The following is a 25,308-nucleotide window of genomic DNA, read 5'->3' as shown; positions in this document are numbered from 1 at the left end:
CACTAGGGGTTGACGATGGTTAACGCGCACACTTCACGGTCGATACGCACGGAGGATCTCGGCGGAGGAGTCCTCCTGGCCTACCTCCACACCGACGAACACGGTCTGTTCGGCCGCGATGCCGCCGCTGAGTTCGCGGCGTTCGTCGCGGCGATCGATCGAGATCCGCGCTGGCGCGCCGTCGTTCTGACCGGGACGCACCCGACGAGATTCATCAGCCACGCGGACCTGGCCTGGCTGCAGCAGGACGGCTCAGCCGTCCCGCCCCTCAATCGACGCGTCATGGGCGTCGTGGTCCGTCTGGCGCGCGTGCTGAACACAAATCGGGCGACCCGATTCATGACCGCCAAGACTCCGATGACCGGCGCGATCCAACTGGACGAGATGCACCGGACCCTGGATCGAATGAGCACCGGTCAGACGATCTACGTGGCGGCGCTCAACGGATCCGCACTCGGACTCGGCGCTGAGATCGCGTGGGCGTGCGACGTCCGGCTGATGGCCGAGGGCGACCATATGATCGGCCATCTCGAGGTGCTGCTCGGATTCGCTCCGGGGGCGGGCGGAACCCAGCGACTCAGCGCACTCGTCGGTCCCCACAAGGCTCGGCTCCTGATCCTTGAGGGCGCGCCGCTCATCGGACCCGACGCGGTGCGTCTTGGGGTCGTCGACGCTCAAGTACCCGCCGACGAGCTCATCGAGACCGCGGTCCTCCAGGCCCGCCGACTCGCCTCGCGGCCCCCGCGGGCGATCGGTGCCGTCAAGCGAGCCGTGGCGGCAGGGGTTACCCGCGGCCAGCGGGCCGGCCTGCGAGCCGAGCGCACCGAGTTCCTCGCATCCCTGCCACAACGCGAGGCGCAGCAGATCATGCTCGACTATCTGGCCGAGACCAGCCGCGACGGTGAGCTACCGATCTACCGAGCAGGCGGCTACGCCGAAGCCCTGGTGCGCGGACGTGCCACCGGCACACCGGAATCGGTTGCGCCCGGAGCGCCGCGACGTGGCTGACCACGTACTCGCCGCGTTGCTGTGGAGTCTGGGACGGGTCATGTCGGCCGCATCACGCATCCACCCGGCACTGCGTTCACAGATCACCCGCACACTCACCTTCCAGATGTCCGCAGGCGAGACGGTCAGTCAGGTATGGGAGTTCGACGCGCCGCGACGCCGAATCCGATCCTTTCGCGGACGCACCGAAACGCCCGACTGTGCCGTCCACTTCCGCACCGGCTGGCAGGCACTGCGCGCACTTGTCTCGCCGACGACGGTCAACAGGGTCGTGGCCGGACTGCACGAAGGTTCGGTGCAGCTCACCGGCAGCGCCTTCGTGTTGCTGTGGTTCCACGGCTTGACGCGCAAGTTCTTCCGACTCGGCCGCCCCGCGGGGCCGCGCCACGAACTCCCGCACCGCTACCTGCGGGTCGACCCGACCACCTGGGGTGCCGAAACAGTGTTGATCGAGCCGGCGGTCGACCATCTCGATCCCACCTGGACCGCGGCCCACCGCGCCCGGTCGACATTGCATCAACTCCGGTCCACGACCGGCGAACCAGTGCTGGAGCCGTGATCACATAATGCATAGGAATAGCAGCGCCCCACGACTCTCGTGGGATACCAGCGGCCCGCGCGACGGGCTCAACGATCGGTCACTGGGCTGGCTGCGATTCATGTGGGACAAGGCGACCACGCCCGACGATTGGTCGGACCAGGGCGAGCCCCATCCGTGGTGGGATCGCTACAGCGAACCGCCGATGTGCGCCTTCCCGCGATTCGACATCGCCGAGATGGGCTACATCCTGCCGATGATGCTCGAATCCACGCCGGCGTGGCGCGAAGGGTACGTCCGCATCCTCGACGAACTCATCGGACGCTACCGGTCGTTTTGGGGCGCAGTCGACTGGAACACCCTGATCGGCCCGGACCCGTTGGTCGACCGCTATCCGCCGGAGTGGCTCACCGTCGTTCCCGAACACCTGCGGGGCCGCTACGCGCTTCCGGGCTGGACCGGCAACGGCGTCGAACCGTGGGGTCTGCAGCCGGACCCGGTCGGCTGCGACGGCAATCTCTTCTACCGCGGTTGGCTCACCCTTCTGATGAGCATCCGCCGTTACATCTCGGGCGAGGCGACCGAAGGCGACACCTTCGAAGTCACGGGCTATCAGAACCGGCAGTTCACCTGGACCCATCAGCGAATGGCCCGATTCATCTCCGACCAACTGTGGGCCCGGCCGCAGGGAGCTCACTGTGAGAACACGAAGATCTGGCCGTTCTGCATGAGCGCCGCCGGGCTGGGACTGCAGCTGTACGACGCCGTTCTCGGCACCGATGTCAACGACTCGTTCCGACGGTGGATCGACTACGCCAAGCGGCACTACATGGGACGCGACCGCAAGGGCAGAATCGACTGGGTCGCGTTCTACTACGATCCGATCGAAGACGCGACGATGACTTTCCCGGGAACGGTGAACGCCTACAGCGCCCTAATTCTGCTGCACTACCTGAGCCCGCAGGACCACCAACTGGGCATCGACCTCTACGAATCATCGATGCGTCAACTCGGGTGGAACAACCCCAGGTACCCCGTGGTGCAGTTGGCCGACGATCCCCAACTCCTGTCAACGGCGCTGTGGATGGCCCGCGAGGTCGGCGACACCACCACCTGGGACCGGCTGCGCGAGGTAGCCGAGCGCGAGTTCGAACCACGATTCTTCGGCGAGAACGACACTCGCTTCGCCTTCTGGTTCAACGAGAACCGCGAGTGGCCGCGCGGGCAGTTGAACGCCACCATGATGATGGTCGAGTGCGCCGAAGCGGGCGCCTGGTCACGTGTCTTCAATTCTCCGAACCTGGCGGTCCACCGACAACCTACGATCCGCGGACTCGACTATCCGACGATCGGTGTGCGCCGGACACACTACGACTCGCAACGGCGGCGACTGGAGATCGACACTTTCGCCGCCACGCCCGCCAGTCGTGGTGAGACCACAACCTTCCACGTCGACACGCTTCCGGCCAGTCCACGACTGTCGGTGATCGTCGACGGTGAAGAGAGCTCCACGTGGCGTCGCCTCGACGCCCGGACGGTCGAGCTCGACACGACGGTTGACGCACACCGCATCATCGTCGCCCCCGGCTGAGCGATAAGTCGCCAGCAAAACCCTCCGAAAGGAATCCTCAGATGAAGGTGGCATACGTCTTCTCCACTTCGGGACACACCGCGAGTTACAAACTCGGACAGATGATCCTGCCTCAACTCGAAGGCCGCACAAAATATCCACAGGGCCACGGTGCCGAGGTGGTCGGAATGATGTTCTTCGACGACAACACCTATGTCCTCCGGTCCGGCGACCCCATCGGGGAACGGCTGGCCAAGGTCGCGCAGGAGCAGGGAATCCTCCTGATGATCTGCGACCAGTGTTCGATCGAACGCGGTCTGGCTCAGGGCACTCCGGGGCAGCCCGGCGGTGTCACCACCACGGACACGGTGCCCGGCGTACACGTCGGGTGTTTCCCGGACCTCTACGAGGCACTCGCAGGAAATCCGCCGGATCACATCATCACCCTGTGAGTAGTCCGCTGGTTGAGCCTGGATTCACCGGCGGTGGGCCCTCTCCGCAGGTTGAGCCGTGAGGAGCGTAAGCACGCCGTACTGAGCACGCACCCCCGCTCCCCGAGTGCCGAAACGAGCTGCGAGTTTCGGTGTATCGAGGGGCTGGCGACACAAAGATCCCAACGCAACCAGATCCGTTGCACGCATACGAATTCGCGGCAGAGAACACCGGCCGTCGGTGGATCCAGGCCGGGTGTCGGCTCGCGTCTGGACAGCGCCACTGCCGCGTTCGCACTGCGGTAGTGCGTTCACGCGGCGGTAGTGTTGACGAACTGCCGCTGTGGCAACTTGGTCCCGCGGACGTAACCACCGCAGCGGGAAGAGGTTACGGTGGCGCGAATTCGGTTACCGCAGTGCAACATTGGCTACCGCAGTGCGAACGGCGAGCCCACCGCCGCGGCTTCAGGGTCTTTGCGACCGACACCGCGATCGGCGCGACACCGACGCCGCGCCGAACGCTCATCTGACAACCCCGACTGCAGCAGTCACACACCCCTCATTCGCCCCAGCAGTGACAACGAATCGTTTCACCATGCGATCGTCCAACACCACCATCGCATCGACACGGGAAATCCGATGCGGCACTCCAACTAGCGCCTCGCTCAGCACGGCGCTCGGACCGGCCCAACCAGCAGGCACGACCTCCTCAGGTCAAAGTGGCTTGTCACTCGCATTACGAAACCGACCCCTGTTGCGACCCCATCGGAGCGTATGATCATAATATAAAGCTCAACGGTATCACCGCTTGCGAGAGGCAAGTGCGATCCAGCGGGAGGTCACGTGGCTCGTTACGGCAAGGAACACAAGGACGTAACCAGAAAACGGATCCTCGATTCCGCGGGCCGACTGTTCAAGGCCGACGGCGTCGACGGCTCCGGCATCGCCGGACTGATGTCGGATGCCGGGTTGACGAATGGCGCCTTCTACGCACATTTCGCTTCCAAGGACGACCTCGTCGCCAGTGTGATCGCCGAGCAGATGTCCGCCCAGGCAGCCGCTATTCGCGCACTCCCACATGGCCGCGACGGCTTGGAGTTGTTCATTCGGGAGTATCTGACTCCGACACACCGTGACAACCCGTCTGCGGGTTGTCCATCGGCGGCTCTTCTGGATGAGGTCGCACGTAGTCCCGACGTCACTAAGCACGCCTACACCGATGGCGCGAACGCCATCATCGACGAAATCGCACGTCGACTCCGCCCACAACGCCCGGAGGCCGCCAGAGCAAACGCCATCGGCCTGTACACGATGATGGTGGGCACGCTCCAGCTCGCCCGTGCGCTCAGCGACGACGAGCTTTCGCAGGAGGTACTCACAAGCGGCGTGGCGAATGCCGCAGCCTTCTTGCCGCGCGACCCCGAACATCACTGACTCGACGAGGCTCGACGTCCCGACCAACCACAATTGACAACGACCGTTGCCAGTTTTACCGTCGATCCATGAGGATCCCGTTTCGTCGGCGGAATGTACCGCCGACGACGATTCCCGAATCGACTACCGCATTGTTCTTCGGAATGGGCGTCGCCAACATCATCATGCAACTGGCGCTGCCCGGCGTCGGCCGTGGCGTATTCGAATCGCGAGTCGATTCCGGCAGCGCCTATCGACGCGTCATAAAACGGCAGCGGACCACCGGGCAGTATCTGGCCGTCGCCATCATCGGGTCGGAGTCGGACAAACTCGCCTACCGAAGCGCCGTCCGCGAGGTGCATTCGCACGTCCATTCGACGCCCGATTCGCCCGTGCACTACAGCGGCAACGACCCGAAGATGCAACTGTGGGTCGCCATGTGCTTGTTCAAGGGATTCCTCGATTCGTGGGAACTCACCTATGGCACGCTCGACGCCGCCACCCGCAATCAGCTTCTCGCACAAGGGAAGTCACTGGGAACCACCCTCGAGGTTCGCGACAGCCAATGGCCGACGACCTTCGACGAGTTCGAAAGACTCTGGGCGGCGACACTTCCCGAGTTGGCCATCGACGACGACGTCCGCGCTCACCTGACCTCGCTCGCCGACCTGTCGTTCCTGCACGCACAGTGGGGACCGGCGGGCCGCTTGATGTCGCTGGCGCTGGGCCGCCAGCTGATGTTCATGACGCGCGCGACGCTCCCACCGGAGTTCCGGGAGCTGATGGGCTGGACGTGGTCGGAGCGCGATCAGCAGAAGTTCGAGCGCGCGGTTCAACTGCATCGCGCCGTCGACTTCGTCGCGCCGTGGCTCAGCCCGGCGTCGCTGCACGCCTACCTGGTCGACCTGCACGTCCGACAGGCGCTGGGTCTGCCGACGCTGGGAAAGTTGCACGTGCGGGAGTGACGTCGCGTATCGAGGTCTCAGGCCCGAGAGACCGCTGGGGAATCATGCGCGCGGCTCACCGACAATTCGGCCGCACGATGCCCAGTCGGTGACACTTTCCGGAACACGCTCACCATCGCCCACACCACGCTCATCACGGCCAAGGCCATCATCGAGCCGTAGACGGTCAGTGCGCTGTCACCGCGACCCGACGTATAGCCGCCGCCCCCGTCGGGGCCATGCCCACCGCCGTCGTGTTGACCACCCTGATTGCCCCCGGGCCAACCATGCCCGTCACCGTCACGCGCACCGCCCGGCCCGCCCGCACCATCCCACGGTCCGCCATGCCCCTGTCCACCATTCCCCTGTCCGCCGAAGCCTATCGACCGGCCCTGATCACCGGTCAACGACGAGTAATACACGCCGATCGCCGCGGCCTGAATCAGCACCGGGATGACGACATAGCGCAGCGGCAGGTAGAACGCGAGCACGACGCTGAGGATCTCCGCGACATAGAAGTACCGGTCGTGCATGGCGGGCAGCAGGAAAGGCACGATCACCGCGCTCGCCGTCGCGGCGAGCAGGATCGTCGTAGGTGTCACCGCAGGCCGCTTCCATACCGACCACGCCAAGAAGCCGACGATAAGCACTGCGGCGCAAGCTATTCCAGCATGAGCGAGCCAGGTCACGTCGCCGCTGACCGGTATCAGCTGATAGAGATTCGCCGCGCCGAGGGTCAACTGTTTGTACGAGTCGGCTTGATCCAGATACACCGAAAAGACTGTGCGCCAAGGAGCTCCGACCACCAGCGCCGGGAAGTCGAGCAGCAGATAGACGGCGGGGATCGCCGACAACGTGTACCACGGCAGCTTCCGGCGCAGCAGCAGGAACGCGAGCACAGGCAGCACGAAGACGGCCTGCAGCTTGAAAGACACTGCGAGACCGAAGAATACGCATGCCCACCAGGAGTTGGAGCGCCATCGCCCCGACGCCTGGGCGCGCATCAGGAAGTACACGCCGCCCACCGCGCACGCCGAGTACACGGCGTCGGCCTGGCCCCAGATGGACCCGTTCGCCACCACCGACGGCAGTAGCAGCACCACACCGAAAGCCAACGCGCGCAACGTGAATCGCTGTGTCTTCAGCGCGACGATCCGATAGGCGAAGAAGGCCAGCAGCACCTCGAAGAGGAAGGAGATCGCCTTCACTCCGATCAGCGCGGGCACCTTCAGATAAGTGAGAATCGCCAGCAGATACAGATACGGATAGTTGTAGTCGGCGAACTGATTCTTGAACGCGGCGAAACCTCCGGCGTCGGCGATCGTCTGGTACCACCGGCTCAGGAAGGCGCGGTAGTCCATCGTCTCGAAGTCGACGAATTGATATCGGACGACGAGTGCGACGACGACGATCGCCGCGAGCGTCGACCACCGTATCCACCGGGTGGCGTCGCGCTTCACGGCGGGCGCGGAGATATCCGACGCCACCTCGGCGTCGAGCGGTATACAAGCCATCGCACCACTGTCGGCGGTGAGTCTGTGAGCCCGCCGGATGTCCGCTGCGAGGTAGCCGAACATTTCCCATTGCCCGTTTGACCTGCGCATTTGTCGATCATCGACAAACGTCCGGCAATAGTTCATCGCGCACGACGATGTGACCGAGATCGCAAATTCCTACTCTTTCCCCAGTAGCTCACCGACATCGAATGGGATCGCCGACATGCACTTCGCCCTCCTCCCCGACACCCGCGCCGCGCAGGCACCCACCCTCCCCGCCATCGCCGACGACGACCGCGCCTATGACAACGCCGCCTTCGCCGACGCCGTGCGGCGGGTCGCGGCGGGCCTCGCCGACCTCGGCGTCGGAGCGGGTGACGTCGTGGCGATCCTGTTGCCCAACAACGCCGATCTGATCATCACCCTCTTCGCCGCCTGGCGACTCGGCGCCGCCACCACACCCATCAACCCGGCCCTCACCGACGTCGAGGTGCAGTACCAGGTATCCGACGCCGGCTCCAAAGTGCTTGTCACCGAACAAGATCGACCGATCGTCGACGTAATCGCCACCACCGCAGCGGCGCTGCACGACGCCGCGCCGCACGCGGCCGAACCCATCGCGGGCGACGACGACCTCGCGCTGCTCATCTACACCAGCGGAACCACCGGGCGCCCCAAGGGAGTGCGCCTGTTGCACCGCAACCTGACCGCGCAGGCGATCATGCTCGTCGACGCACTCGAACTCACCGACGCCGATCACAGCCTGCTGATCCTGCCGCTGTTCCACGCCAACGGCATCATGGTCGGCACTCTGTCCCCGCTACTCGCGGGCGGGCAGACGACCATCGCCGGGCGGTTCCGGCCGGAGACCTTCTTCGCCCTGCTCGAGAAGACCCGCCCCACCTACTTCTCGGCGGTCCCTACCATCTACACGATGCTCGTCGACCTTCCCACCGACGTCGAGCCGGACACCTCGTCGATCCGCTTCGGTATCTGCGGAGCGGCACCCGCCAGCGTCGAGCTCCTCGCGAAAACCCAAGAGCGCTTCGGCTTTCCGCTCGTGGAGGGATACGGCCTGTCCGAATGCACCTGTGTCGCAACGGCCAACCCGATCCACGGCCCCCGCAAGGCGGGCACCGTCGGCGTCGCACTGCCCGGCGTCGAGATCCGCATCGGCGATTCGGTAGCGACCGGCGAGCGCGGTGAGGTGCTGATCGCAGGCCCGAACGTCATGCCCGGCTACCTGAACCGGCCCGAGGACACCGCGAAGACTCTCGTCGACGGCTGGCTGCGCACCGGCGACATCGGCTTCCTCGATGCCGACGGTTACCTCACCCTCGTCGATCGCGCCAAGGACATGATCATCCGCGGCGGCGAGAACATCTACCCCAAGGAGATCGAGAGCGTCGTCTACCGACTGCCGCAGGTCGCCGAAGCCGCCGTCATCGGACGGTCCGACGCGAAGTTCGGCGAAGTCCCCGTGCTCTACGTGTCCCTCAACGCCGGCGAAAGTCTCGACACCACAACGATTCTCGCGCATCTCACCGAGTCGTTGACCAAGTACAAACTGCCCGTCGAGATCACCGTTCTCGACACGCTGCCCAAGAACGCAGTCGGAAAACTCGACAAGCCGACCCTGCGCAGGCAACTGACGCCAACCGGCGCCTGACCCGAATCAATCACTCACACAACACAACTCATCGACAAGGAGCAGGACCCATGCCATTCAAGGATCCGGTTTTTCCCGCGGTGGATCCGCAGGAATTCCTCGCCAAGCCGCTGATGGAGCGCATTCGCGTCCTCGGCACACAGTGGGCCGAGCACGGCTTCGGCACCCCCTACATGGTGCACACCATCTATATCGTCAAACTTCTCGTGATGTACGCCTTCGGCGGCGTGCTCGTCGCGACGCTCACCTCGGGCCTGCACTTCTGGGAGATCGGCAGCTGGTGGAACCAGCCCATCGTCTACCAGAAGCTCGTGCTGTGGACGGTGCTGCTCGAGGCGATCGGCATCGCCGGATCCTGGGGTCCATTGGCCGGCAAGGCCAAGCCGATGACCGGCGGCATTCTCTTCTGGGCGCGCCCCGGAACAATCCGGATGCGACCGTGGAAGTGGATTCCCGGCACCAACGGGAGCCGTCGCTCCATCGGTGACGTCATCGTGTATCTGGCACTCCTGGCCTCCCTGGTCGTGGCCATGGCACTGCCGGGCGTGCAGAACTCATCCTTCATCGACGGGATGACGAAGATCGGGCTGGACACGTCGTCGGGCCTGGTGCGCCCGATCGTGGTGGTCGTGCCCATCGTCTTGCTGATCCTGATCGGCCTTCGTGACAAGACGATCTTCCTCGGCGCCCGTGGCGAGCAGTACCTGCCGGCCATGATCATGTTCGCCGTGCTTCCGTTCACCAACATGATCATCGCGCTGAAACTTCTCATCGGCGTCGTCTGGATCGGTGCCGGATTCTCCAAGTTCGGCAAGCATTTCGCCCTCGTCATCCCGCCCATGATGAGCAACAGCCCATGCCTCGCCCCATTCCGGGCACTGCGCCGCGCCGCGTACAAGAAGATCCCCGACGACATGCGGCCTTCCGGCTTCGCACACTTCATGGCACACGTGATGGGCACCTTCGTGGAGATCGCCGCCCCGCTCGTCCTGCTCTTCTCGACCAACAAGTGGATCACCCTCGTCGCAGCGATCTTCATGATCTGCTTCCACCTGTTCATCATCTCGACGTTCCCGCTTGCCGTGCCGTTGGAGTGGAACGTGCTGTTCGCCTACACCACCCTCATCCTGTTCCTCGGCTTCCCCAACGCCGACGGATTCGCACTCTGGGACATGTCGCCATGGTGGCTGGCACTGATCATCGCCGCGGCGCTGCTGTTCTTCCCGGTACTGGGCAACATCCGGCCCGACAAGGTCTCGTTCCTTCCGTCCATGCGTCAATATGCGGGCAACTGGGCCACGGCCCTGTGGGCCTTCAAGCCGGGCGCCGAGGAGAAGCTCAACCGCGTCACCCGCTCGGCGCCCAACCAGGTCGACCAGTTCATCGCCGCCGGCTACCCGCCGGAGTGGGCCGAGATCACCCTGCAGATGACCATCGGATGGCGTTCGCTGCACAGCAACGGCCGCGGACTGTTCTCCGTCCTGCTCGACACCCTGCCCGACATCGACACCCGCACCGTCCGAGAGGGTGAGTTCCTGTGCAACTCGGTCATCGGCTTCAACTTCGGCGACGGCCACCTGCACAACTGGGACTTCATCGCCGCCGTTCAGGAAGAAGCCCAGTTCGAGCCGGGTGAAGCGGTCATCGTATGGGCCGAGTCGCAGCCGATCGGCAAGAAGACCCAGGACTACAAGGTCATCGACGCCGCACTGGGAGTCGTCGAAGAAGGCACCTGGATCGTCGGCGACATGGTAGAGACACAGCCATGGCTTCCCGACGGCCCCGGCCCGCTGCAGGTGACTTGGTCGGACCTGCGCACCACTCAAGGTCACAAGGCCGGTCAGCCGGCATGACGACTGCCACCATCGTCGGCGGCGGGCCCAATGGGCTCGCCGCCGCGGTCTACCTCGCCCGCAGCGGCGTCGACGTCACCGTCCTCGAAGCCGCCGACACCGTCGGCGGCGGTGTCCGTTCCAGCGGTGGCATCGTCGACGGCCTGATCCACGACCATTGCGCCGCCTTCCACCCGATGGCCGTCGGCTCCCCCTTCCTCGCCGGCCTCGACCTGCAAAGCCGTGGTGTCCGTTGGCTTCTCGCCGACGCCGACTGCGCACACCCCATCGACGGTGGCCGAGCCGGAGTGCTGTACACCTCGGTCGGGCGCACCGCCGACGGCCTGGCCGCCGACGCAGCGCTGTGGCGCGGACTGTTCGAGTCGACGTCGGGCAGCTTCGACACCTGGAGCTCCGACATCATGGGCCCGCTGCTCCGTGTGCCGAAGCACCCGTTCCGGCTTGCGCGCTTCGGTGCTCCTACGGCGTTGCCCGCCGCGGTCCTGGCCCGCGCCTTTCGCACTCCCGAGGGGCGCGCTCTGTTCGGCGGTGTTGCGGCACATACCTTTCGGCCACTGAACCGCCCGCTGACGTCGGCGATCGGCCTGGGCATTCTCACCGCCGGACACCGGCACGGCTGGCCGGTCGTCGAGGGCGGGTCCGGGGTTCTCATCGCAGCCCTGGTCGACATCCTGAAAAGCCTTGGCGGACAAATCGAAACGGGATGTCGGGTCGAGTCGGCCGCGGATCTCCCGGCGTCGGACATCACGATGTACGACCTTGCTCCGACCGCTGTCGCGCAACTCCTCGGCGATCGGCTTCCGCCGCGAATCCGCAAGGCCTACCGCAAGTTCCGCTACGGGCCGGGCGCGTTCAAGGTCGACTTCGCAATCGACGGCCCGATACCGTGGAGCAATCCCGACGTCGGGCGAGCGGGCACCGTGCACCTCGGCGGCGAGTTCGCCGAGATCGCCGCGACGGAGAAGATGATCAGCACCGGCAAGATGCCCGAGCGGCCATTCGTCCTACTGGGACAACAGTTTCTGGCCGATCCGTCGCGCAGTGCGGGCGACATCAACCCGGTGTACTCCTATGCCCACGTGCCGAACGGATTCACCGGCGACGCCACCGAAGCGATCATCGGGCAGATCGAACGATTCGCACCCGGCTTCCGCGACCGGATCGTCGGGACCGCCGTGCGTAGCACCACCGAGATGTCGGTGTACAACCCCAACTACGTCGGCGGCGACATCTGCACGGGCGCAAAAGACCTGCCGCAGTTGGTATTCGGACCGCGCACGACTCTGGATCCCTACTCACTGGGCATCGCCGGCTCGTACATCTGCTCGGCAGCCACGCCACCCGGCCCAGGCGCACACGGCATGTGCGGGGCCAACGCCGCGGCGCAGGCATTGCGAGAATTGGGCGGGTAGCGAAGTGGCGCGCTCGGTCTCGGTTGGGCTAGGTCGCATCGAGACCAAGGACGCTGTCTCTCAGCGCGACTTTGGAGAACTTCCCAGTCGCCGTTTTCGGGATTTCATCGACGATCAGCACTTGTTCGGGTACCCACCATTTGGCGACCCGCCCGGCAAGATGTTGCCGGATCAATTCGGGTGACAGCATCGTTCCAGGTGCGGCGACCACGCAAGCAAGTGGCCGTTCACCCCATTTGTCGTCGGGAACCGCGATCACTGCGGCCTCCACGACGTCGCCGTGTCCCATGATCTCGTTCTCCAGCTCGACCGAGGAAATCCACTCCCCTCCCGACTTGATCAGGTCTTTGGTGCGATCGACGATGCGCAGTTGCCCGTCCGGTCCGATGGTGGCGACATCGCCGGTGCGAAGCCAGCCGTCGTCGGTGAACGAAGACGAGGCGCTCGGGCCAGACTGCCCGAAGTAGGCCGCGGCGATCGTTGCTCCTGCAGCTTGCAGTTCCCCGGTCGACTTTCCATCTCGGGCAACGACTTTCCCGTCTGAGCCGACAACACGCAACTGAGTGAGCGGCAAAGCGACTCCTGGGTGCGCCAAGAGATCGCGCGCATCTTCGCGCGACAACTGCGTTCTCGGCGGCAAATAGGCACAGGTGACGACCGGGCTCGTTTCGGTCATGCCCCACGCATTGCGCAGAGGCTGGCCGATCGCCTCGTCGTAGGCCCGCGATAGCGAGAGCGGGACCGCACCACCGCCGCACACGATGTGCCGCAGGCTCGTCAGATCATGACCGCCCAAGTGCTGCAGCGCCCCACGCCACACGGTGGTCACCGCCGCGGTGAATGTCACACTGTGCTGTTCGATCTGGCCGAGAAGTTCGGCCGGCGCTGTCGCGGTCCCTGGCATGACCAACTGCGCCCCACACATCAGCGCAGCGTAGGGCAGGCCCCATGCGTTCACGTGGAACATCGGCACCACGGGCATGATGGTGTCGGACTCGCCGAGCCCGAAAGCGTCGGCGGTCTGAAGCATCAACGCGTGCAGGATGATTGACCGGTGGTCGTAGAGGACACCTTTCGGCTGACCAGTGGTGCCAGAGGTGTAACACAGCGATGCGGCCGAGCGTTCGTCGTGGACAGCGAACATCTGATCGTTCGCCGGTTCTGCATCGGCGACTAGTGTCTCATAGTCGCGCACGCGCGGGTCGTCGGGAATCTCGGCCGAATCGCCATCATCCATCACCACGATCTGGCGAACGGTGGTGAATGACTTCATCAGCGGCCACACGATCGGCAATAGCGAACGGTCTATGAATAGGACGTCGTCCGCCGCATCGTTGACGATGAACGTCAGTTGTTCGGCGAACAACCTATGGTTGATCGTGTGCAGAACCCGACCCGACGACGGGACCGCCACATACAGCTCCAGATGCCGTTGAGTGTTCCACCCGAACGTGCCCACCCGCGCATCTGCGGGGACGCCGAGTCCGTCGAGCACCGTGACCAGGCGTCGGACCCGATCTGCGACATCACCGAAGGTCGCTCGCATTACTCCATCGGCCTGTGCCGTGACGATCTCCTTTCCGCGGAAACGGCCTTCCATGCGTTCTAGCAACATCGAGACGACCAGCGGCCGGTCCTGCATCATGCCGAACATCCTTGCTCCTTCTCCGTTGTATCCGGGAGTCCTGCCCGGATCACTTGTCGTCGTGACCTGCCCGCTGACCGAGGGGATTCTGAAAGCGGCATGCCACCGCGATGGCATTAAGCATATGCTTAGAGTTACTCGGCGCTCGATCAATGTCAAGCGTCAAGAGATCGAAGCAGTTGGGAGCAACCGATGACGGGAACGCAGATCGTGGGCGAAGCTTCACGTGAGTACTGGCTCACGGGCCTGCACCCCGACAGCCCGCCGACGACGACACGAGACAACGCGGCGAACCGCCTGCTTGCCGCGGCGCGTGACGCGTTCTTCGAAGACGGGTACCAGGGCACCACCACACGCGCGATCGCCAAGCGGGCCGGAATGAGTCCGGCAGCGATGTACATCCACTACGCGTCGAAACAGGAGATGCTTCTCAAGATCTGCCTGCTCGGCCATCGCGCCTGTTACGAGAGCCTCCTAGCCGCAGCATCAGTGCAGGGTGGCGCCATGAAACGGTTGCGGTCAGCCGTGTTCGACTTCACGGCTTGGCATGCGCACAACCACGTGATCGGTCGAGTGGTGCAGTACGAACTCCGCTTCCTCGACGAGGACAACTTCGCCGAGGTGGCCCAGGTCCGCCGCGACATTCACGAGGTCGTCGAATCAATCGTCCGCGAGGGAGTGCGCACCGGCGCATTCGCGGTCAGCAATGTGCCCGCGACCACCCTGGCGATCCTGTCGCTATCCATCGATTCGGTCCGATGGTTCCCCTCGCACAGCGTTTCCAACGAAGAGGAACTCGCCGCACACTATGTCGCTCTGGTTGACCGAATGGTTGCTGTCACCACTTGACATCGGCGTGATCTGTGCAACACTGCTCTAAGCAAGTGCTTAACCGAAGTGTGAGGGCTTGCAAGAAATCGAAGCAGAAGCGACCCCGACGCCGCATCCAGTCACCGCTGATCGCGCGGAATCCCGACGGCGACATCCCACGCGGGGAGCTCGCAAGCAGAAAGTGTTGCCATGAGTCATTCCCAAGAGGTGCCGGCCGCAGAGCTCGTCGTCCACCGCACCGAAGTCACCGACGACGACCTCCGAGCATGTGGCGTCGATCTAGACCACGATTTCCCCGGCAGCAGCGCTAGCGAATTCAAGCGCTACCCGGTCCTTTCTGAGGGTGGCTGGTACATGGTGATCAAACACCAGCCCACGCTCGCCTCGGTCAGTCGCGAACCCTGGCATCTGTTGGGCCCGATCACACTGACCTCCTCCAACCTGCACATCGGCTGACGCCGTCCATCTCAAAAAGAAAGCAGCACAAAATGATTGGTGTCGATGTAGGCGGTACCTTCACCGACGTGGTATCGATCGAGAACGGTCAGATCAGGACCACAAAAATCTCCACAGACGTGCGAACCACCGAGCAGGGAGTCCTCCGTGGCGCATCTGAAGTCGCCGTCGCCGATGCTGATGTGTTCAACCACGCCAGCACGCACGGCCTCAATGCCGTGATCACCCGGCGCCTTCCGAAGATCGGGTTTCTCACGACCGAGGGCCACCGCGACATCCTCGACATGGGCCGCACGTGGCGTCCGGCCGAGGGACTGATGAATCCGAAATGGCGCCGTTCGTACGGCGACGCAAATCGGCCCTTGATCGAGCGATACCTGCGCCGCGGCGTCCCAGAAAGAATCACCGCCACCGGCGACGTTCTCATTCCTCTCGACACCGACGCCGTCCGGGCGGAGCTGGCGGTCCTGCGCAAATGCGGAGTGCAGGGTGTCGCCATCTGCCTGCTCAACGCCTACGTGAACTCTCACCACGAGGAAATCCTGCGCCAACTGGTCCATGAGGAGCTCGGGGACATCCCGGTGTCGATCTCCAGCGAGGTCTCTCCGCTGGCAAAAGAGTTCGCCCGGGCGTCGACCACGGTGATCGACGTGTTCATGCGCCTGATCTACACCGACTACAGCAAACGTCTCGACGCCGGCCTACGCGATCTCGGCTTCGGCGGCGACCTGAACTTCGCCGACTGCGGCGCCCAACTGGTCCATGCCGAGGTCGCAATGGAGCACCCGTTCCGCATTGTCTTCGCTGGACCAGCGGCAGGAACGGTGTCCAGCGCCCACTTCGGCCAAATGATCGGCGTTGACAATCTTCTCTGCGCCGATGTCGGCGGTACCTCCTGCGACATCAGCCTTGTGCACGACGGGAAGCCGTTTGTCGATACCACCTTCGAACTCGAGCACGACCTGCTGGTCAACGCATTGTCGAATGAGGTGACTGCCATCGGCGCCGGAGGCGGCAGCCTCGTGACCATCGATGCCGCGGGAGAACTCAAGGTCGGCCCCGGCAGCGCCGGCTCTGACCCTGGACCCGCCTGCTACGGAGTCGGCGGAACCCAGCCCGCCACCACCGACACGTGCCTTCTGATGGGGGTCATCGACGGAGAACGATTTGCCGCCGGCCGCATGAAACTCGATCCGGACCTGTCCCGACGCGCATTCGAAAACCTCGACTGCGCATTGTCTTTCGATCAGCGAGTGAGCTACGCCTTCAACATCGCGATCAACAACATCGCCGAGGGACTGACCAACATCGCGATCCAGCACGGCGTCGATCCACGCGACTTCAGCCTCGTCGCCTATGGCGCCGCGGGGCCGATGCTGTTGCCCGCCACCCTTGGCCTCGTCCATGCCGCAGAAGTCATCGTGCCGCCGCACCCGGGGTTGTTCTCCGCGCTGGGCCTCGTCAGCACCGACCTCGTCTACGCCGACAGTCGCAGCGCCTACACGCTACTCAGCCCGGACATGGCTGAATCGGTCGACAAGATCTACCAGTCGATGGAAGCGAAGCTCGCCGGGCAGATCCGCGACGATCACCGCGACCGAGTCGTCTATCACCGCACCTTCGACGGGCGCCTGGCCGGGCAGACCTGGGAGACCCCGTTCATCGAGGTCCCCGAAGGCCCCATCAACGGTGCCGCTATCGAGACGATGATCGCCAACTTCCACGACACCTACCAGGAGCGCGCCGGCAACCGCTTCGAAGCACTCCCCGTCCAGGGCGTCACCTACCGCGTGCAGGCGGTTGTCAAGGCCGACAAGGTCGACTACCCGCTGCTCCCAAACCGACCTGATGGCGAATCACCCACCCCCACAAGAGAACTCACTATTCGCTACCTAGAAGACTCGCCCATCCCTACCCACGAGTACGACCGCGAGTCACTCCGTGCCGGTGATGTGATCGAAGGCCCGGCGGTGATCCGCGAAGCACTGTCCACAACATTCGTCGTTCCCGGCCAATACGTCACCGTCGGCGAGCGCGCCGAACTCCGAATTCGGATGCAGCAGAACTGAGGACCCAAACCATGACCGAGACAACCACTACCCCCGATTCACTCAAGACGCTTTCCGACGACACGTTCGCCGTGACCTACGGCAGTGACCGATTCACCGCGGCGATTCTGTCCGCCCGCATGCGATACATCGTTCAACACATGTGCACGGGGCTGCTGAACAACGCGTTCTCGGTGATCTTGCGCGATTGGTACGACTTCGCCGCAGTCATATCGGGGCCACCGCAGCTCAATTACCCCACATCAGCGGTCAGCAACAGCCTGGCATTGTTCTTCGGGTCGATCTCTGAAGCCGTGCGCAACACCGTGGAAGAGTACGGCGTCGACAACCTCCGTCGAGGCGACGTCCTGATCTGCAACGACCCGTACCGCGCAGGCACCCATGTCAATGACGTCTGCTTCGTCCGGCCGGTCTTTCACGACGACGAACTCGTCTCCTTCGTCACGCTGCGTGCCCACCAACTCGACATGGGCGGGATCGTCCCGGCCGGATTCAGCGGTACCAAACGCAACGTCTACGAGAACGGCCTCGTGATCAATCCGATGCTGCTGTATAAGGATGACGAGCCAGTCAAACAGGCATTCAACCTCATCTTCGACAACGCGCGTTACGGCGAACTCCTACTCCCCGATATCAAGACCATCTTCCAGAACCTCCTGCTGGGTGAACGGCTGATCGAAGAAAGCATTGGACGCTACGGCGTCGAGGCGTATCTCGGCTCTATCCGATACAGCACAGACGTATCTGCTGAGGCCATGCAAGCGGCCATCGCAACTATTCCTGACGGTGAATACGACGCTGAAGAGCGCCTCGATTCCGACGGAATCGACGACACTCTTGAATACGTCGTCAAGCTCAAGATCCGCAAGCATGGTGACCAAATCGAGTTGGACTTCAGCGGCACATCTCCCCAAGCACGGACCAGCGTCAACTGCGGAGCGCTCGATACCAAAACCGCGGTCGGAGTCGGGTTGAAGTTCCTCATCAGCCCGGACACACCGTTTACCTCGGGCGAGTATCGCAATGTCGACATCGTCATTCCCGAAGGCACCTTCATCAGTGCGACTCCACCGGACGGCGCGGTATTCCTCTATTTCGACAGCTCCGGCGTCGTTCTGCTGGCCTTGTTCAAGGCACTGGAACGCGCCCTCGGAGAACGGGCTGTCGGCGGCGACTACGGATCCCTCAACCTGCACAACGCAAGCGGACTGTTCGACGACGGCACCCCCTGGAACACCACGGCTCAATGCGGCGGCGAACACGGCCCTTGGGGCGCCACTATCGCTGGCGACGCCGACAGCTACTCGGTGCAGTACCAACTCAACAACCTCGACCCGGCAACCGAAGCGATAGAGTCCGAAACACCTGCGGTGGTTCTGCGCAAGGAATACCAGATCGATTCCGCTGGACCCGGAACCCACCGCGGCGGAGCAGGCGTCCTCAAAGACACCCTCTATCTGACCTCAGCAGAACACTTCTCGAGTCCCCTGCACACCAAGTCCGCCAGTGGCGCGGGCGTTCACGGCGGCCGCAACGGCGCACTGGGGGCGGTCTGGCTATTCGACGGCGAGGCGGCCGATGTCGTCCACACCGGCAAGATCTTGGGCACCGAACCCGACGTCTACCGGGCATCCACGCCCGTCGGAGGAATGATCGACCCCACCACCAAGTGCGTCGACATCAACGGCGAGTACCAACACTTCGCCAGCCGAACAGTGTGGCAAACGCAACCGAACGCGCTGTTCCGCTACCTGACCAACGGCGGAGGCGGATGGGGCGACCCCTACCAACGAACCCCGGCCAAGGTACTTGCCGACGTCCGCAACGAGTACGTCAGCATCGAGGGGGCGCGCCGTGACTACGGAGTTGTCATCTGCGGAGACCCGCGTAACGACCCCGAAGGTCTCAGCGTCGACGAACAGGCAACCGCCGAACTCCGGACACAGTCTGTCTGAACCTGCGAAGTAGCCGGGATCCGGCGCAGCCATGAGCAGCGCCGGGTTTCGGCGTCTACACCGAACTCGTCGGACGGAACCCGATCCGCACATCCCGCACATTACTATGCGGCGCCAATCCGATTGAAAGTTATTGTCACGCACAATGGTTGATATCAACGAAGTCCTCGATGATCTCCGTACCGAGGGACAGATCGTCGAGGGCTTCCTCACATCACTGACGCCAACTGAATGGCAGACTCTCACGCCGGCTGCGGGCTGGAGTATCGCGCATCAAATCGGACACCTTCTGTGGACTGACGACGCCGCTCGCCATTCCCTCATCGACAGTGGCGAGTTCACGCAGATTCGCGCTGCTTGGATGGCCGCCCCTGAAGCCTTCGTCGACCAAGCTGCTGCGCGACTCGCCCTCCTCGAACCGGATGACCTGCTGTACCGGTGGCGTAACGGCCGCAATCATCTCGCGCTGATACTTCGAACGATCGGCGCCGACAGCCGCATTGAATGGTTCGGTCCTACGATGCGTCCGATATCGATGGCGTCAGCTCGGCTAATGGAGACCTGGGCGCACGGCCACGACATCGCCGGCACACTCCGGGAGGAGTATCCCGCCGGAAAGTCGCTCCGGCACATAGCTGACTTGGGAGTCCGAACCCGCGCATTCTCCTATCGGAACAGGGGGCTCGCACCGCCCGAGGCCTCGATCGCGGTCGAGCTCACCGCACCGAACGGCGAGACCTGGGCGTGGGGCGACCGCCGGAACGCGACTTCATGGGTGCGCGGAACCGCCGAGGAGTTCTGCCTCGCCGTCACGCAGCGCAGCCACCTGGACGAACTACACCTTGATATCACTGGCGAAGACGCACTCGACTGGCTGCAAATCGCGCAAGCGTTTGCCGGTCGTCCGACCACGACTCCCCGCAAACGCCTCGCGTAGCTCTGCAGATGATTCGCCCGAAATTGCAAACCGACGACCTCGACAACTGTTAAGTCGCGTTGCACCGATGCCAGGCGTGCCCGCGACCCACAGTCACCGGATTCCACGTCTAGCTCTCGCTACGGTACCCGGACCGATCGGCCGGCCCCTTGAGCAGGCGCGGGAACCGCGCGCACAGCAGCAAGGCGATCTCCACATCGAGTCGCCCCTCCTCGAGGGGGCGGCCGCGGCGTTCCACGGCCCGCCCGATGCGGTATTTGACGGTGTTGGAATGCAGGTGCAGACGCGCTCCGGTGTCTTTGAAGCTGGCTCCGCATTCGAGGTATACGCGCAGCGTTTCCCGAAGTCCCGCGTCGGATTCCGTCGGCGAGGCCAGCTCCCCCAAGACTTCGACGATCCAGGAGTCCGCATGCGACAGATCGCCGTTGAGCATCGCGGCGATCATCACGCCCGGCTCTCGACTGGTGATGATCGCGGTGTCGGACCGGGTTCCATCGAGGGCGACGATGCGCGCGGCGTCGGCCAGCTGGTGGGATCGGCGGAAGCCCGCGATGCCGGCCAGGGGTTCACCGATGGCGAGGGAGAGCCCATGCGGACGATTGCCCGCGACGTCGACCAGTTTGTCCACGGCAGACTGACTGGACCTGTCGTGTAAGGGAATCCACGCGATTCCGGTGACTCGGTCTTGGGCGATGAACATCGGCCGTGCGGTCGCACCCAGCTTATCCGCGGCCTCGACCACGAACCGTTCGACGTCGATCAGCTCGCCGGCGTGGTCGTTGGTCGAATACCACCCGATCACGGCGAGATGGCGATGACCGAACGGATAGCGCAGCGACGTCGTCAACTCGTCGATCGACGCCGTCGGACCGTCCGACAGGATCTCGCGAACACGTTGCGCCAGAACGCGATCACGGTTCTCGCGCCAGCGGTCACGCTCGGTCTGGTAGACGCCGACGACTTGTTCGGACACCCAGTCGATGTACTGCGAGGCCGAGATGTTCACCGTCTCGAAGGTATCCAGCGCCAGCTCGGGATCCATCCCGCGTGCACGGATCTCCGCCAGCACCTGCCGCAGGAGCTCCTGCTGCCCCAGTCGATAGGCGCGGACCAACGCGTTCGGCGAAACATCATGCTGCGCAAGACGTCTCGCATATTCGAGGGCGGCGGTCGGCGCGGTGACGTCGTCGCCCGGGATGCCGTGCTGAATCGCGGTGAAGACGGTGGCCACATTGCCTTCGACGCTGTCGTGCAGGAGTTCCACGAGCTGCGCATTGCCCCGCAATTCCGGGATGTCGGTGAGCAACGCTGCTTGCAGCACCCGCGTCACCTCGCCCAAGCGCGCGGTCATGGTACGCATGAGCGACGCCGACGCCTCGTCGATCTCCGCACGCGAACTCATCGCTTCTCCTGTCGTCGCGGGGCCGCCGTCACACCGAAGCTCGCCTACTTCGACTCGCAAGCCCGCTCGACGCGGCGCCTCGCTTCGGCACTCCGGCAGGTCGCCCGCTACGACGATGACACACCGGCCGACAGGCTACGGCGAGAATGCGCTTCAGGCGTAGGGCCGGGTGCCGCTCAATTCTGCCGTCAGCTGTCCGCCGAGGCTCGCAACGGGAATCGGGAGACGCACACGACCATCGCGGTGGTCGCCACCGTCGCACAGCAGACCATCACGATTCCCAGCGGGACAGCCGTCCCCTCACCACCCATGCTGACCAGCGGCGACACCAGCGCGGCGAGTCCGAACTGCAGCGCGCCCAGAATCGCCGACGCCCCACCCGCGGCCTGCGGCACCGACGTCAGGGCGAGTCCGGTCGCATTGCCGAGAATCAGCCCTTGGGCCGAGACGACGAAGAACAACGGAACGGCCAGCGTGAGTGCCGGTGCCCCGCAGACCGCGAGAAGCAACAGAACGACACTCGCCACCAGAACGATGCCCACACCGAGTGCCAGCAGCCGCGCGGCGTCGATCCGGCGGACCAGTCGGGCCGAGACCGCGCTGACACCCATCAGCGCGAGTGCATTGAAGCCGAAGGCCAGTCCGTACTGTGCGGCGTTGAGGCCCATCATGTCCTGGTAGACGAACGGCGACGCCGAGATATACGCCATCATCGACGCGAACCCGAAGCCGAATGCCATTGTGTAGCAGACGAATTGCCGCGACGAGAAAGACTTGTACCAGGCTCCCTGCGCGGCGCGCTGGGCGGACAGTTCGGCTCGACGCTGCGGCGGGTTGCTCTCCCGCAGGACCACCAGGATGCAGACCAGCATGATCACGGCGAGGCTGAGCACGACGCCGAGGATTCCCCGCCAGCCGATCGGTTCGGCCAGTGCGCCGCCGACCACCGGCCCGACGACCGGCGCGACACCTCCGACGATCATCATCAGGCTGAATGCCCGGGCGGCCGCCCTGCCCGCACCGTCGCCCGCGGTGAGATCGGAGATGATGGCGCGACCGATGACCATGCCCGCTGCTCCGCCGAGGCCCTGCAGGAATCGGGCCGCGACCAGAACCGCGCTACCGGGAGCGAATACGGCCAGTACCGAAGCGGCGACGCACAGCGTCGCGCCGATGATCAGCGGGCCCCGCCGACCGTAGCGATCCGACAGCGGACCGAATACCAACTGCCCCAACGTCAGACCGGCGAGAAACGCGGTCAGCGTCAACTGAACCTGTGTCGCCGACACCGCGAACTCGTCGGCGAGGTCGGGAAAGGCAGGCAGGTACAGGTCGATGGCCAGCGGGGCGACTGCCGACAGCAACGCCAGGACCAGCAGAATCACCCCGGTGAGGCGATTCCGGTCGGCCGGGACCGGGGTGTGGGTGCGCATCGTCGTCATCAGTTCCTCGGGGTCGTCGATTTAGTTATGAAACCATGACAATTGTAGTTATGCAAACCATAATCACCTGCTACAGTCGCCACATGACCAACTCGTTCGACGAGGGGATGACCCCGCTCACCGAGCTCGCCGACGTGATCCTGCGCGTCGCCCGCGAACTCGACCCACAGGGCCCCCGGGGCGTCGCGGGTGTCGTCGCACTGACCGGCAGCGAAGCGCTCATCCTGCGTTGCATTCACCGCAACCCGGGTTGCTGCGCGAGCGACGTGTCGTCGACGACGGCGATTGCACGCAGCAATGTGAGCGTCGCCCTGCGATCACTCGAAGGACACGGCTTGATTCGACGCCACCGGGACGAACACGACGGGCGAACCTCACGACTGTTCGTCACCGACAAAGCCGATCGCAATCTGGAGCGGTTGCGGGCGCATTGGTCGCGCCGGTTGACCGAAGCGCTCGGCGGCGACACCGGCGGCGTCGAGCAGGCCCGCGCACTGCTGAGCTCCATCGACGAGGGACTGCATCAAACGCAGCAGTAGCCCCCGTCGCCGGCTGCCCCTTCCCAACCAGGGACCAAAGTCCTACTATCGAACGTAGTAGATGAACAAAGTCCATGTTGGGAGCATCCAATGGCCACCTCTACTCGCCTCGCCCGCCACGCCGACGACCTCGACTCGCGCTACCACCTGGCGGCCGGCCTGCGCCGACAAGTCAACAAGGTCTTCCCGACGCACTGGTCCTTCCTGCTCGGCGAGATCGCGTTGTACGCGTTCATCATCCTGCTGCTGTCCGGCGTGTATCTGACGCTGTTCTTCGACCCGTCGATGTCGGAGGTGGTCTATCACGGGTCGTACCAGCCGCTCAACGGTGTGCTGATGTCGAGGGCATACGAATCGACCTTGAACATCTCCTTCGACGTGCGCGGCGGACTGTTCGTTCGGCAGATACACCATTGGGCCGCACTGCTTTTCGCGGCCGCGATCGTCATCCACATGCTGCGCATCTTCTTCACCGGAGCATTCCGGCGCCCGCGCGAGGCGAACTGGGTGATCGGCTGTGTACTGCTCATCCTCGCCCTGTTCGAAGGGTTCTTCGGATACTCACTGCCCGATGATCTGTTGTCGGGCACCGGAGTTCGCGCACTGACCGCTGGCGCGCTCGGTCTGCCGATCGTCGGGACGTGGATCCATTGGGCGTTGTTCGGCGGCCAATTCCCCGGCGACATCATCATTCCGCGCATGTACATCATTCACGTGCTGCTATTCCCCGGCATCATCGTCGCGCTGATCGGGGCACACTTGGCGCTGGTCTGGTATCAGAAGCACACTCAGTTCCCCGGACCCGGCCGCACCGAGAAGAACGTGGTGGGCGTGCGGATCATGCCGGTGTTCGCGGCCAAGGCGGGCGCGTTCTTCGCCATCGTCTTCGGTCTGCTCGCCATCTTGGGCGGCATCTTCCAGATCAACCCGGTGTGGGTGCTCGGACCCTACAACCCCGCGCACGTCTCGGCGGGATCGCAGCCGGACATCTACATGATGTGGACCGACGGGCTGCTGCGGCTCATGCCGTCCTGGGAGCTCTACTTCGGCAATCACACTGTCCCGGCGTCGAATTGGGGCGTCCTGGTGATCGGTCTGGTGTTCGTGTCGATGATCGCCTACCCGTGGATCGAGAAGCGGTTCTCCGGCGACCGGGCCCACCACAATCTGCTGCAGCGTCCGCGCGACGTTCCGGTACGCACGGGTATCGGTGCGATGGCGGTGTCGTTCTACGTGATCCTCGTCCTGGCGTGCATGAACGACGTGATCGCGCTGAAATTCCATGTGTCCCTCAATGCGACCACCTGGATGGGCCGCATCGGGCTCGTCGTCGTGCCGCCGCTGGCCTATTTCGTCGCCTACCGGTGGGCACTGGCGCTGCAACGTGCCGACCGCACCGTCCTGGAGCACGGCATCGAGACGGGCATCGTCAAGAGACTGCCGCAGGGCGCCTACATCGAGATCCACCAACCGCTGGGACCTGTTGACGCACAAGGACATCCGATCCCGTTGCCCTACGCGGGAACGGCTCTGCCGAAACGGATGAACAAGTTGGGATCGGCCGGCGCGCCGGGGTCGGGGTCGTTGTTGCTCGCCGATCCGCCGGACCAGCAGGAGCTCAGCGAGGAACACCGCCGCGACCTCGCTCATGCGGAAAGAACTGTGCTGCAAGAACTCTCGAAGCGGCAGGAGTAGGAC

The 25,308-nt window shown here is 64.1% G+C and carries 20 protein-coding genes; 16 read left to right on the top strand and 4 right to left on the bottom strand.

The genetic code is table 11. The features are described from left to right. Positions 1-15: 15 nt before the first annotated feature. From HH308_RS16095 to HH308_RS16070, 6 genes are all read left to right on the top strand, one after another. Positions 16-1,008, top strand: coding sequence for an enoyl-CoA hydratase/isomerase family protein (locus HH308_RS16095; protein ID WP_170195244.1), 993 nt, complete (start codon positions 16-18; stop codon positions 1,006-1,008). Continuing rightward, on the top strand, positions 1,001-1,567 hold the full coding sequence (locus HH308_RS16090) for a hypothetical protein (protein WP_170195243.1): 567 nt from the start codon (positions 1,001-1,003) through the stop codon (positions 1,565-1,567). The genes HH308_RS16095 and HH308_RS16090 overlap by 8 nt, the downstream gene beginning before the upstream one ends. 7 nt (positions 1,568-1,574) lie before the next feature. Continuing rightward, positions 1,575-3,137 (top strand): linalool dehydratase/isomerase domain-containing protein, encoded by a 1,563-nt coding sequence (locus tag HH308_RS16085; protein WP_170195242.1) that lies wholly within the window; start codon positions 1,575-1,577, stop codon positions 3,135-3,137. A 41-nt stretch (positions 3,138-3,178) separates the two neighbouring features. After that, positions 3,179-3,568 (top strand): SaoD/DsrE family protein, encoded by a 390-nt coding sequence (locus HH308_RS16080; RefSeq protein ID WP_170195241.1) that lies wholly within the window; start codon positions 3,179-3,181, stop codon positions 3,566-3,568. Between the two features lie 822 nt (positions 3,569-4,390). Beyond that, positions 4,391-4,981 carry a TetR/AcrR family transcriptional regulator gene (locus HH308_RS16075; RefSeq protein WP_170195240.1) on the top strand — a complete coding sequence of 197 codons (591 nt, stop codon included), beginning with the start codon at positions 4,391-4,393 and terminating at the stop codon, positions 4,979-4,981. Between the two features lie 68 nt (positions 4,982-5,049). After that, positions 5,050-5,925: an oxygenase MpaB family protein gene (locus tag HH308_RS16070; RefSeq protein ID WP_170195239.1), complete on the top strand. Its 876-nt coding sequence runs from the start codon at positions 5,050-5,052 to the stop codon at positions 5,923-5,925. 17 nt (positions 5,926-5,942) lie between these two features. Here HH308_RS16070 and HH308_RS16065 read toward each other — a convergent pair whose 3' ends face one another. Continuing rightward, positions 5,943-7,508, bottom strand: a complete 1,566-nt coding sequence (locus HH308_RS16065; RefSeq protein WP_246284652.1) for a putative hexosyltransferase — start codon at positions 7,506-7,508, stop codon at positions 5,943-5,945. Positions 7,509-7,623: 115 nt separating this feature from the next. Between HH308_RS16065 and HH308_RS16060 the strand changes: the two genes are divergently transcribed. Genes HH308_RS16060 through HH308_RS16050 form a run of 3 tightly spaced genes read left to right on the top strand, consistent with a single transcriptional unit; the run spans position 7,624 to position 12,334 of the window. Further along, positions 7,624-9,069: a class I adenylate-forming enzyme family protein gene (locus HH308_RS16060; protein ID WP_170195238.1), complete on the top strand. Its 1,446-nt coding sequence runs from the start codon at positions 7,624-7,626 to the stop codon at positions 9,067-9,069. A gap of 50 nt (positions 9,070-9,119) precedes the next feature. Further along, on the top strand, positions 9,120-10,922 hold the full coding sequence (locus HH308_RS16055; RefSeq protein WP_170195237.1) for a DUF3556 domain-containing protein: 1,803 nt from the start codon (positions 9,120-9,122) through the stop codon (positions 10,920-10,922). Next, complete coding sequence (locus HH308_RS16050) at positions 10,919-12,334, top strand: phytoene desaturase family protein (RefSeq protein WP_170195236.1); 1,416 nt, start codon at positions 10,919-10,921, stop codon at positions 12,332-12,334. The genes HH308_RS16055 and HH308_RS16050 overlap by 4 nt, the downstream gene beginning before the upstream one ends. 28 nt (positions 12,335-12,362) lie before the next feature. On the opposite strand, the gene HH308_RS16045 is transcribed toward HH308_RS16050, so the two are convergent. Next, positions 12,363-14,132 carry a long-chain fatty acid--CoA ligase gene (locus HH308_RS16045; protein ID WP_246284651.1) on the bottom strand — a complete coding sequence of 590 codons (1,770 nt, stop codon included), beginning with the start codon at positions 14,130-14,132 and terminating at the stop codon, positions 12,363-12,365. A gap of 39 nt (positions 14,133-14,171) precedes the next feature. Between HH308_RS16045 and HH308_RS16040 the strand changes: the two genes are divergently transcribed. From HH308_RS16040 to HH308_RS16020, 5 genes are all read left to right on the top strand, one after another. Next, the gene (locus tag HH308_RS16040; protein WP_170195235.1) at positions 14,172-14,828 is read left to right on the top strand and encodes a TetR/AcrR family transcriptional regulator; all 657 of its coding nucleotides are present in this window, start codon (positions 14,172-14,174) and stop codon (positions 14,826-14,828) included. 171 nt (positions 14,829-14,999) lie between these two features. Beyond that, positions 15,000-15,266, top strand: a complete 267-nt coding sequence (locus HH308_RS16035) for a hypothetical protein (RefSeq protein ID WP_170195234.1) — start codon at positions 15,000-15,002, stop codon at positions 15,264-15,266. Positions 15,267-15,298: 32 nt separating this feature from the next. Next, positions 15,299-17,335 carry a hydantoinase/oxoprolinase family protein gene (locus HH308_RS16030; protein WP_170195233.1) on the top strand — a complete coding sequence of 679 codons (2,037 nt, stop codon included), beginning with the start codon at positions 15,299-15,301 and terminating at the stop codon, positions 17,333-17,335. 11 nt (positions 17,336-17,346) lie between these two features. Beyond that, positions 17,347-19,290 carry a hydantoinase B/oxoprolinase family protein gene (locus HH308_RS16025; RefSeq protein WP_170195232.1) on the top strand — a complete coding sequence of 648 codons (1,944 nt, stop codon included), beginning with the start codon at positions 17,347-17,349 and terminating at the stop codon, positions 19,288-19,290. Between the two features lie 145 nt (positions 19,291-19,435). Further along, on the top strand, positions 19,436-20,227 hold the full coding sequence (locus HH308_RS16020) for a TIGR03084 family metal-binding protein (protein WP_170195231.1): 792 nt from the start codon (positions 19,436-19,438) through the stop codon (positions 20,225-20,227). Between the two features lie 109 nt (positions 20,228-20,336). On the opposite strand, the gene HH308_RS16015 is transcribed toward HH308_RS16020, so the two are convergent. Both HH308_RS16015 and HH308_RS16010 read right to left on the bottom strand, forming a co-directional pair. Continuing rightward, positions 20,337-21,629, bottom strand: a complete 1,293-nt coding sequence (locus HH308_RS16015) for a PucR family transcriptional regulator (protein ID WP_170195230.1) — start codon at positions 21,627-21,629, stop codon at positions 20,337-20,339. Positions 21,630-21,817: 188 nt separating this feature from the next. Further along, positions 21,818-23,062 (bottom strand): multidrug effflux MFS transporter, encoded by a 1,245-nt coding sequence (locus tag HH308_RS16010; RefSeq protein WP_211188546.1) that lies wholly within the window; start codon positions 23,060-23,062, stop codon positions 21,818-21,820. A gap of 92 nt (positions 23,063-23,154) precedes the next feature. On the opposite strand from HH308_RS16010, the gene HH308_RS16005 reads away from it, so the two are divergent. Together HH308_RS16005 and qcrB are read left to right on the top strand one after the other, a co-directional pair. Further along, a complete protein-coding gene (locus HH308_RS16005) occupies positions 23,155-23,610 on the top strand; it encodes a MarR family winged helix-turn-helix transcriptional regulator (RefSeq protein ID WP_170195228.1) in 456 nt (151 codons plus the stop codon). 90 nt (positions 23,611-23,700) lie between these two features. Continuing rightward, a complete protein-coding gene (gene qcrB / locus HH308_RS16000) occupies positions 23,701-25,305 on the top strand; it encodes a cytochrome bc1 complex cytochrome b subunit (RefSeq protein WP_170195227.1) in 1,605 nt (534 codons plus the stop codon). The last annotated feature ends 3 nt before the right edge of the window (positions 25,306-25,308 follow it).

It is taken from the genome of Gordonia asplenii, from assembly GCF_012933505.1.
Classification (GTDB): Bacteria; Actinomycetota; Actinomycetes; order Mycobacteriales; family Mycobacteriaceae; genus Gordonia; species Gordonia asplenii.
Note: the sequence above shows the minus strand (reverse complement) of the source record. Positions and strands in the feature narration are given on the sequence as shown.

What these genes read in the sequence shown, in the direction of transcription:
- HH308_RS16055 (WP_170195237.1), top strand. Translation starts at nt 9,120, where the DNA reads ATGCCATTCAAGGATCCGGTTTTTCCCGCGGTGGATCCGCAGGAATTC.
- HH308_RS16085 (WP_170195242.1), top strand. Translation starts at nt 1,575, where the DNA reads ATGCATAGGAATAGCAGCGCCCCACGACTCTCGTGGGATACCAGCGGC.
- HH308_RS16030 (WP_170195233.1), top strand. Translation starts at nt 15,299, where the DNA reads ATGATTGGTGTCGATGTAGGCGGTACCTTCACCGACGTGGTATCGATC.
- HH308_RS16060 (WP_170195238.1), top strand. Translation starts at nt 7,624, where the DNA reads ATGCACTTCGCCCTCCTCCCCGACACCCGCGCCGCGCAGGCACCCACC.
- HH308_RS16010 (WP_211188546.1), bottom strand. Translation starts at nt 23,062, where the DNA reads ATGCGCACCCACACCCCGGTCCCGGCCGACCGGAATCGCCTCACCGGG.
- HH308_RS16070 (WP_170195239.1), top strand. Translation starts at nt 5,050, where the DNA reads ATGAGGATCCCGTTTCGTCGGCGGAATGTACCGCCGACGACGATTCCC.
- HH308_RS16025 (WP_170195232.1), top strand. Translation starts at nt 17,347, where the DNA reads ATGACCGAGACAACCACTACCCCCGATTCACTCAAGACGCTTTCCGAC.
- HH308_RS16050 (WP_170195236.1), top strand. Translation starts at nt 10,919, where the DNA reads ATGACGACTGCCACCATCGTCGGCGGCGGGCCCAATGGGCTCGCCGCC.
- HH308_RS16095 (WP_170195244.1), top strand. Translation starts at nt 16, where the DNA reads ATGGTTAACGCGCACACTTCACGGTCGATACGCACGGAGGATCTCGGC.
- HH308_RS16005 (WP_170195228.1), top strand. Translation starts at nt 23,155, where the DNA reads ATGACCAACTCGTTCGACGAGGGGATGACCCCGCTCACCGAGCTCGCC.
- HH308_RS16020 (WP_170195231.1), top strand. Translation starts at nt 19,436, where the DNA reads ATGGTTGATATCAACGAAGTCCTCGATGATCTCCGTACCGAGGGACAG.
- qcrB (WP_170195227.1), top strand. Translation starts at nt 23,701, where the DNA reads ATGGCCACCTCTACTCGCCTCGCCCGCCACGCCGACGACCTCGACTCG.
- HH308_RS16015 (WP_170195230.1), bottom strand. Translation starts at nt 21,629, where the DNA reads ATGAGTTCGCGTGCGGAGATCGACGAGGCGTCGGCGTCGCTCATGCGT.
- HH308_RS16040 (WP_170195235.1), top strand. Translation starts at nt 14,172, where the DNA reads ATGACGGGAACGCAGATCGTGGGCGAAGCTTCACGTGAGTACTGGCTC.
- HH308_RS16035 (WP_170195234.1), top strand. Translation starts at nt 15,000, where the DNA reads ATGAGTCATTCCCAAGAGGTGCCGGCCGCAGAGCTCGTCGTCCACCGC.
- HH308_RS16065 (WP_246284652.1), bottom strand. Translation starts at nt 7,508, where the DNA reads ATGCGCAGGTCAAACGGGCAATGGGAAATGTTCGGCTACCTCGCAGCG.
- HH308_RS16080 (WP_170195241.1), top strand. Translation starts at nt 3,179, where the DNA reads ATGAAGGTGGCATACGTCTTCTCCACTTCGGGACACACCGCGAGTTAC.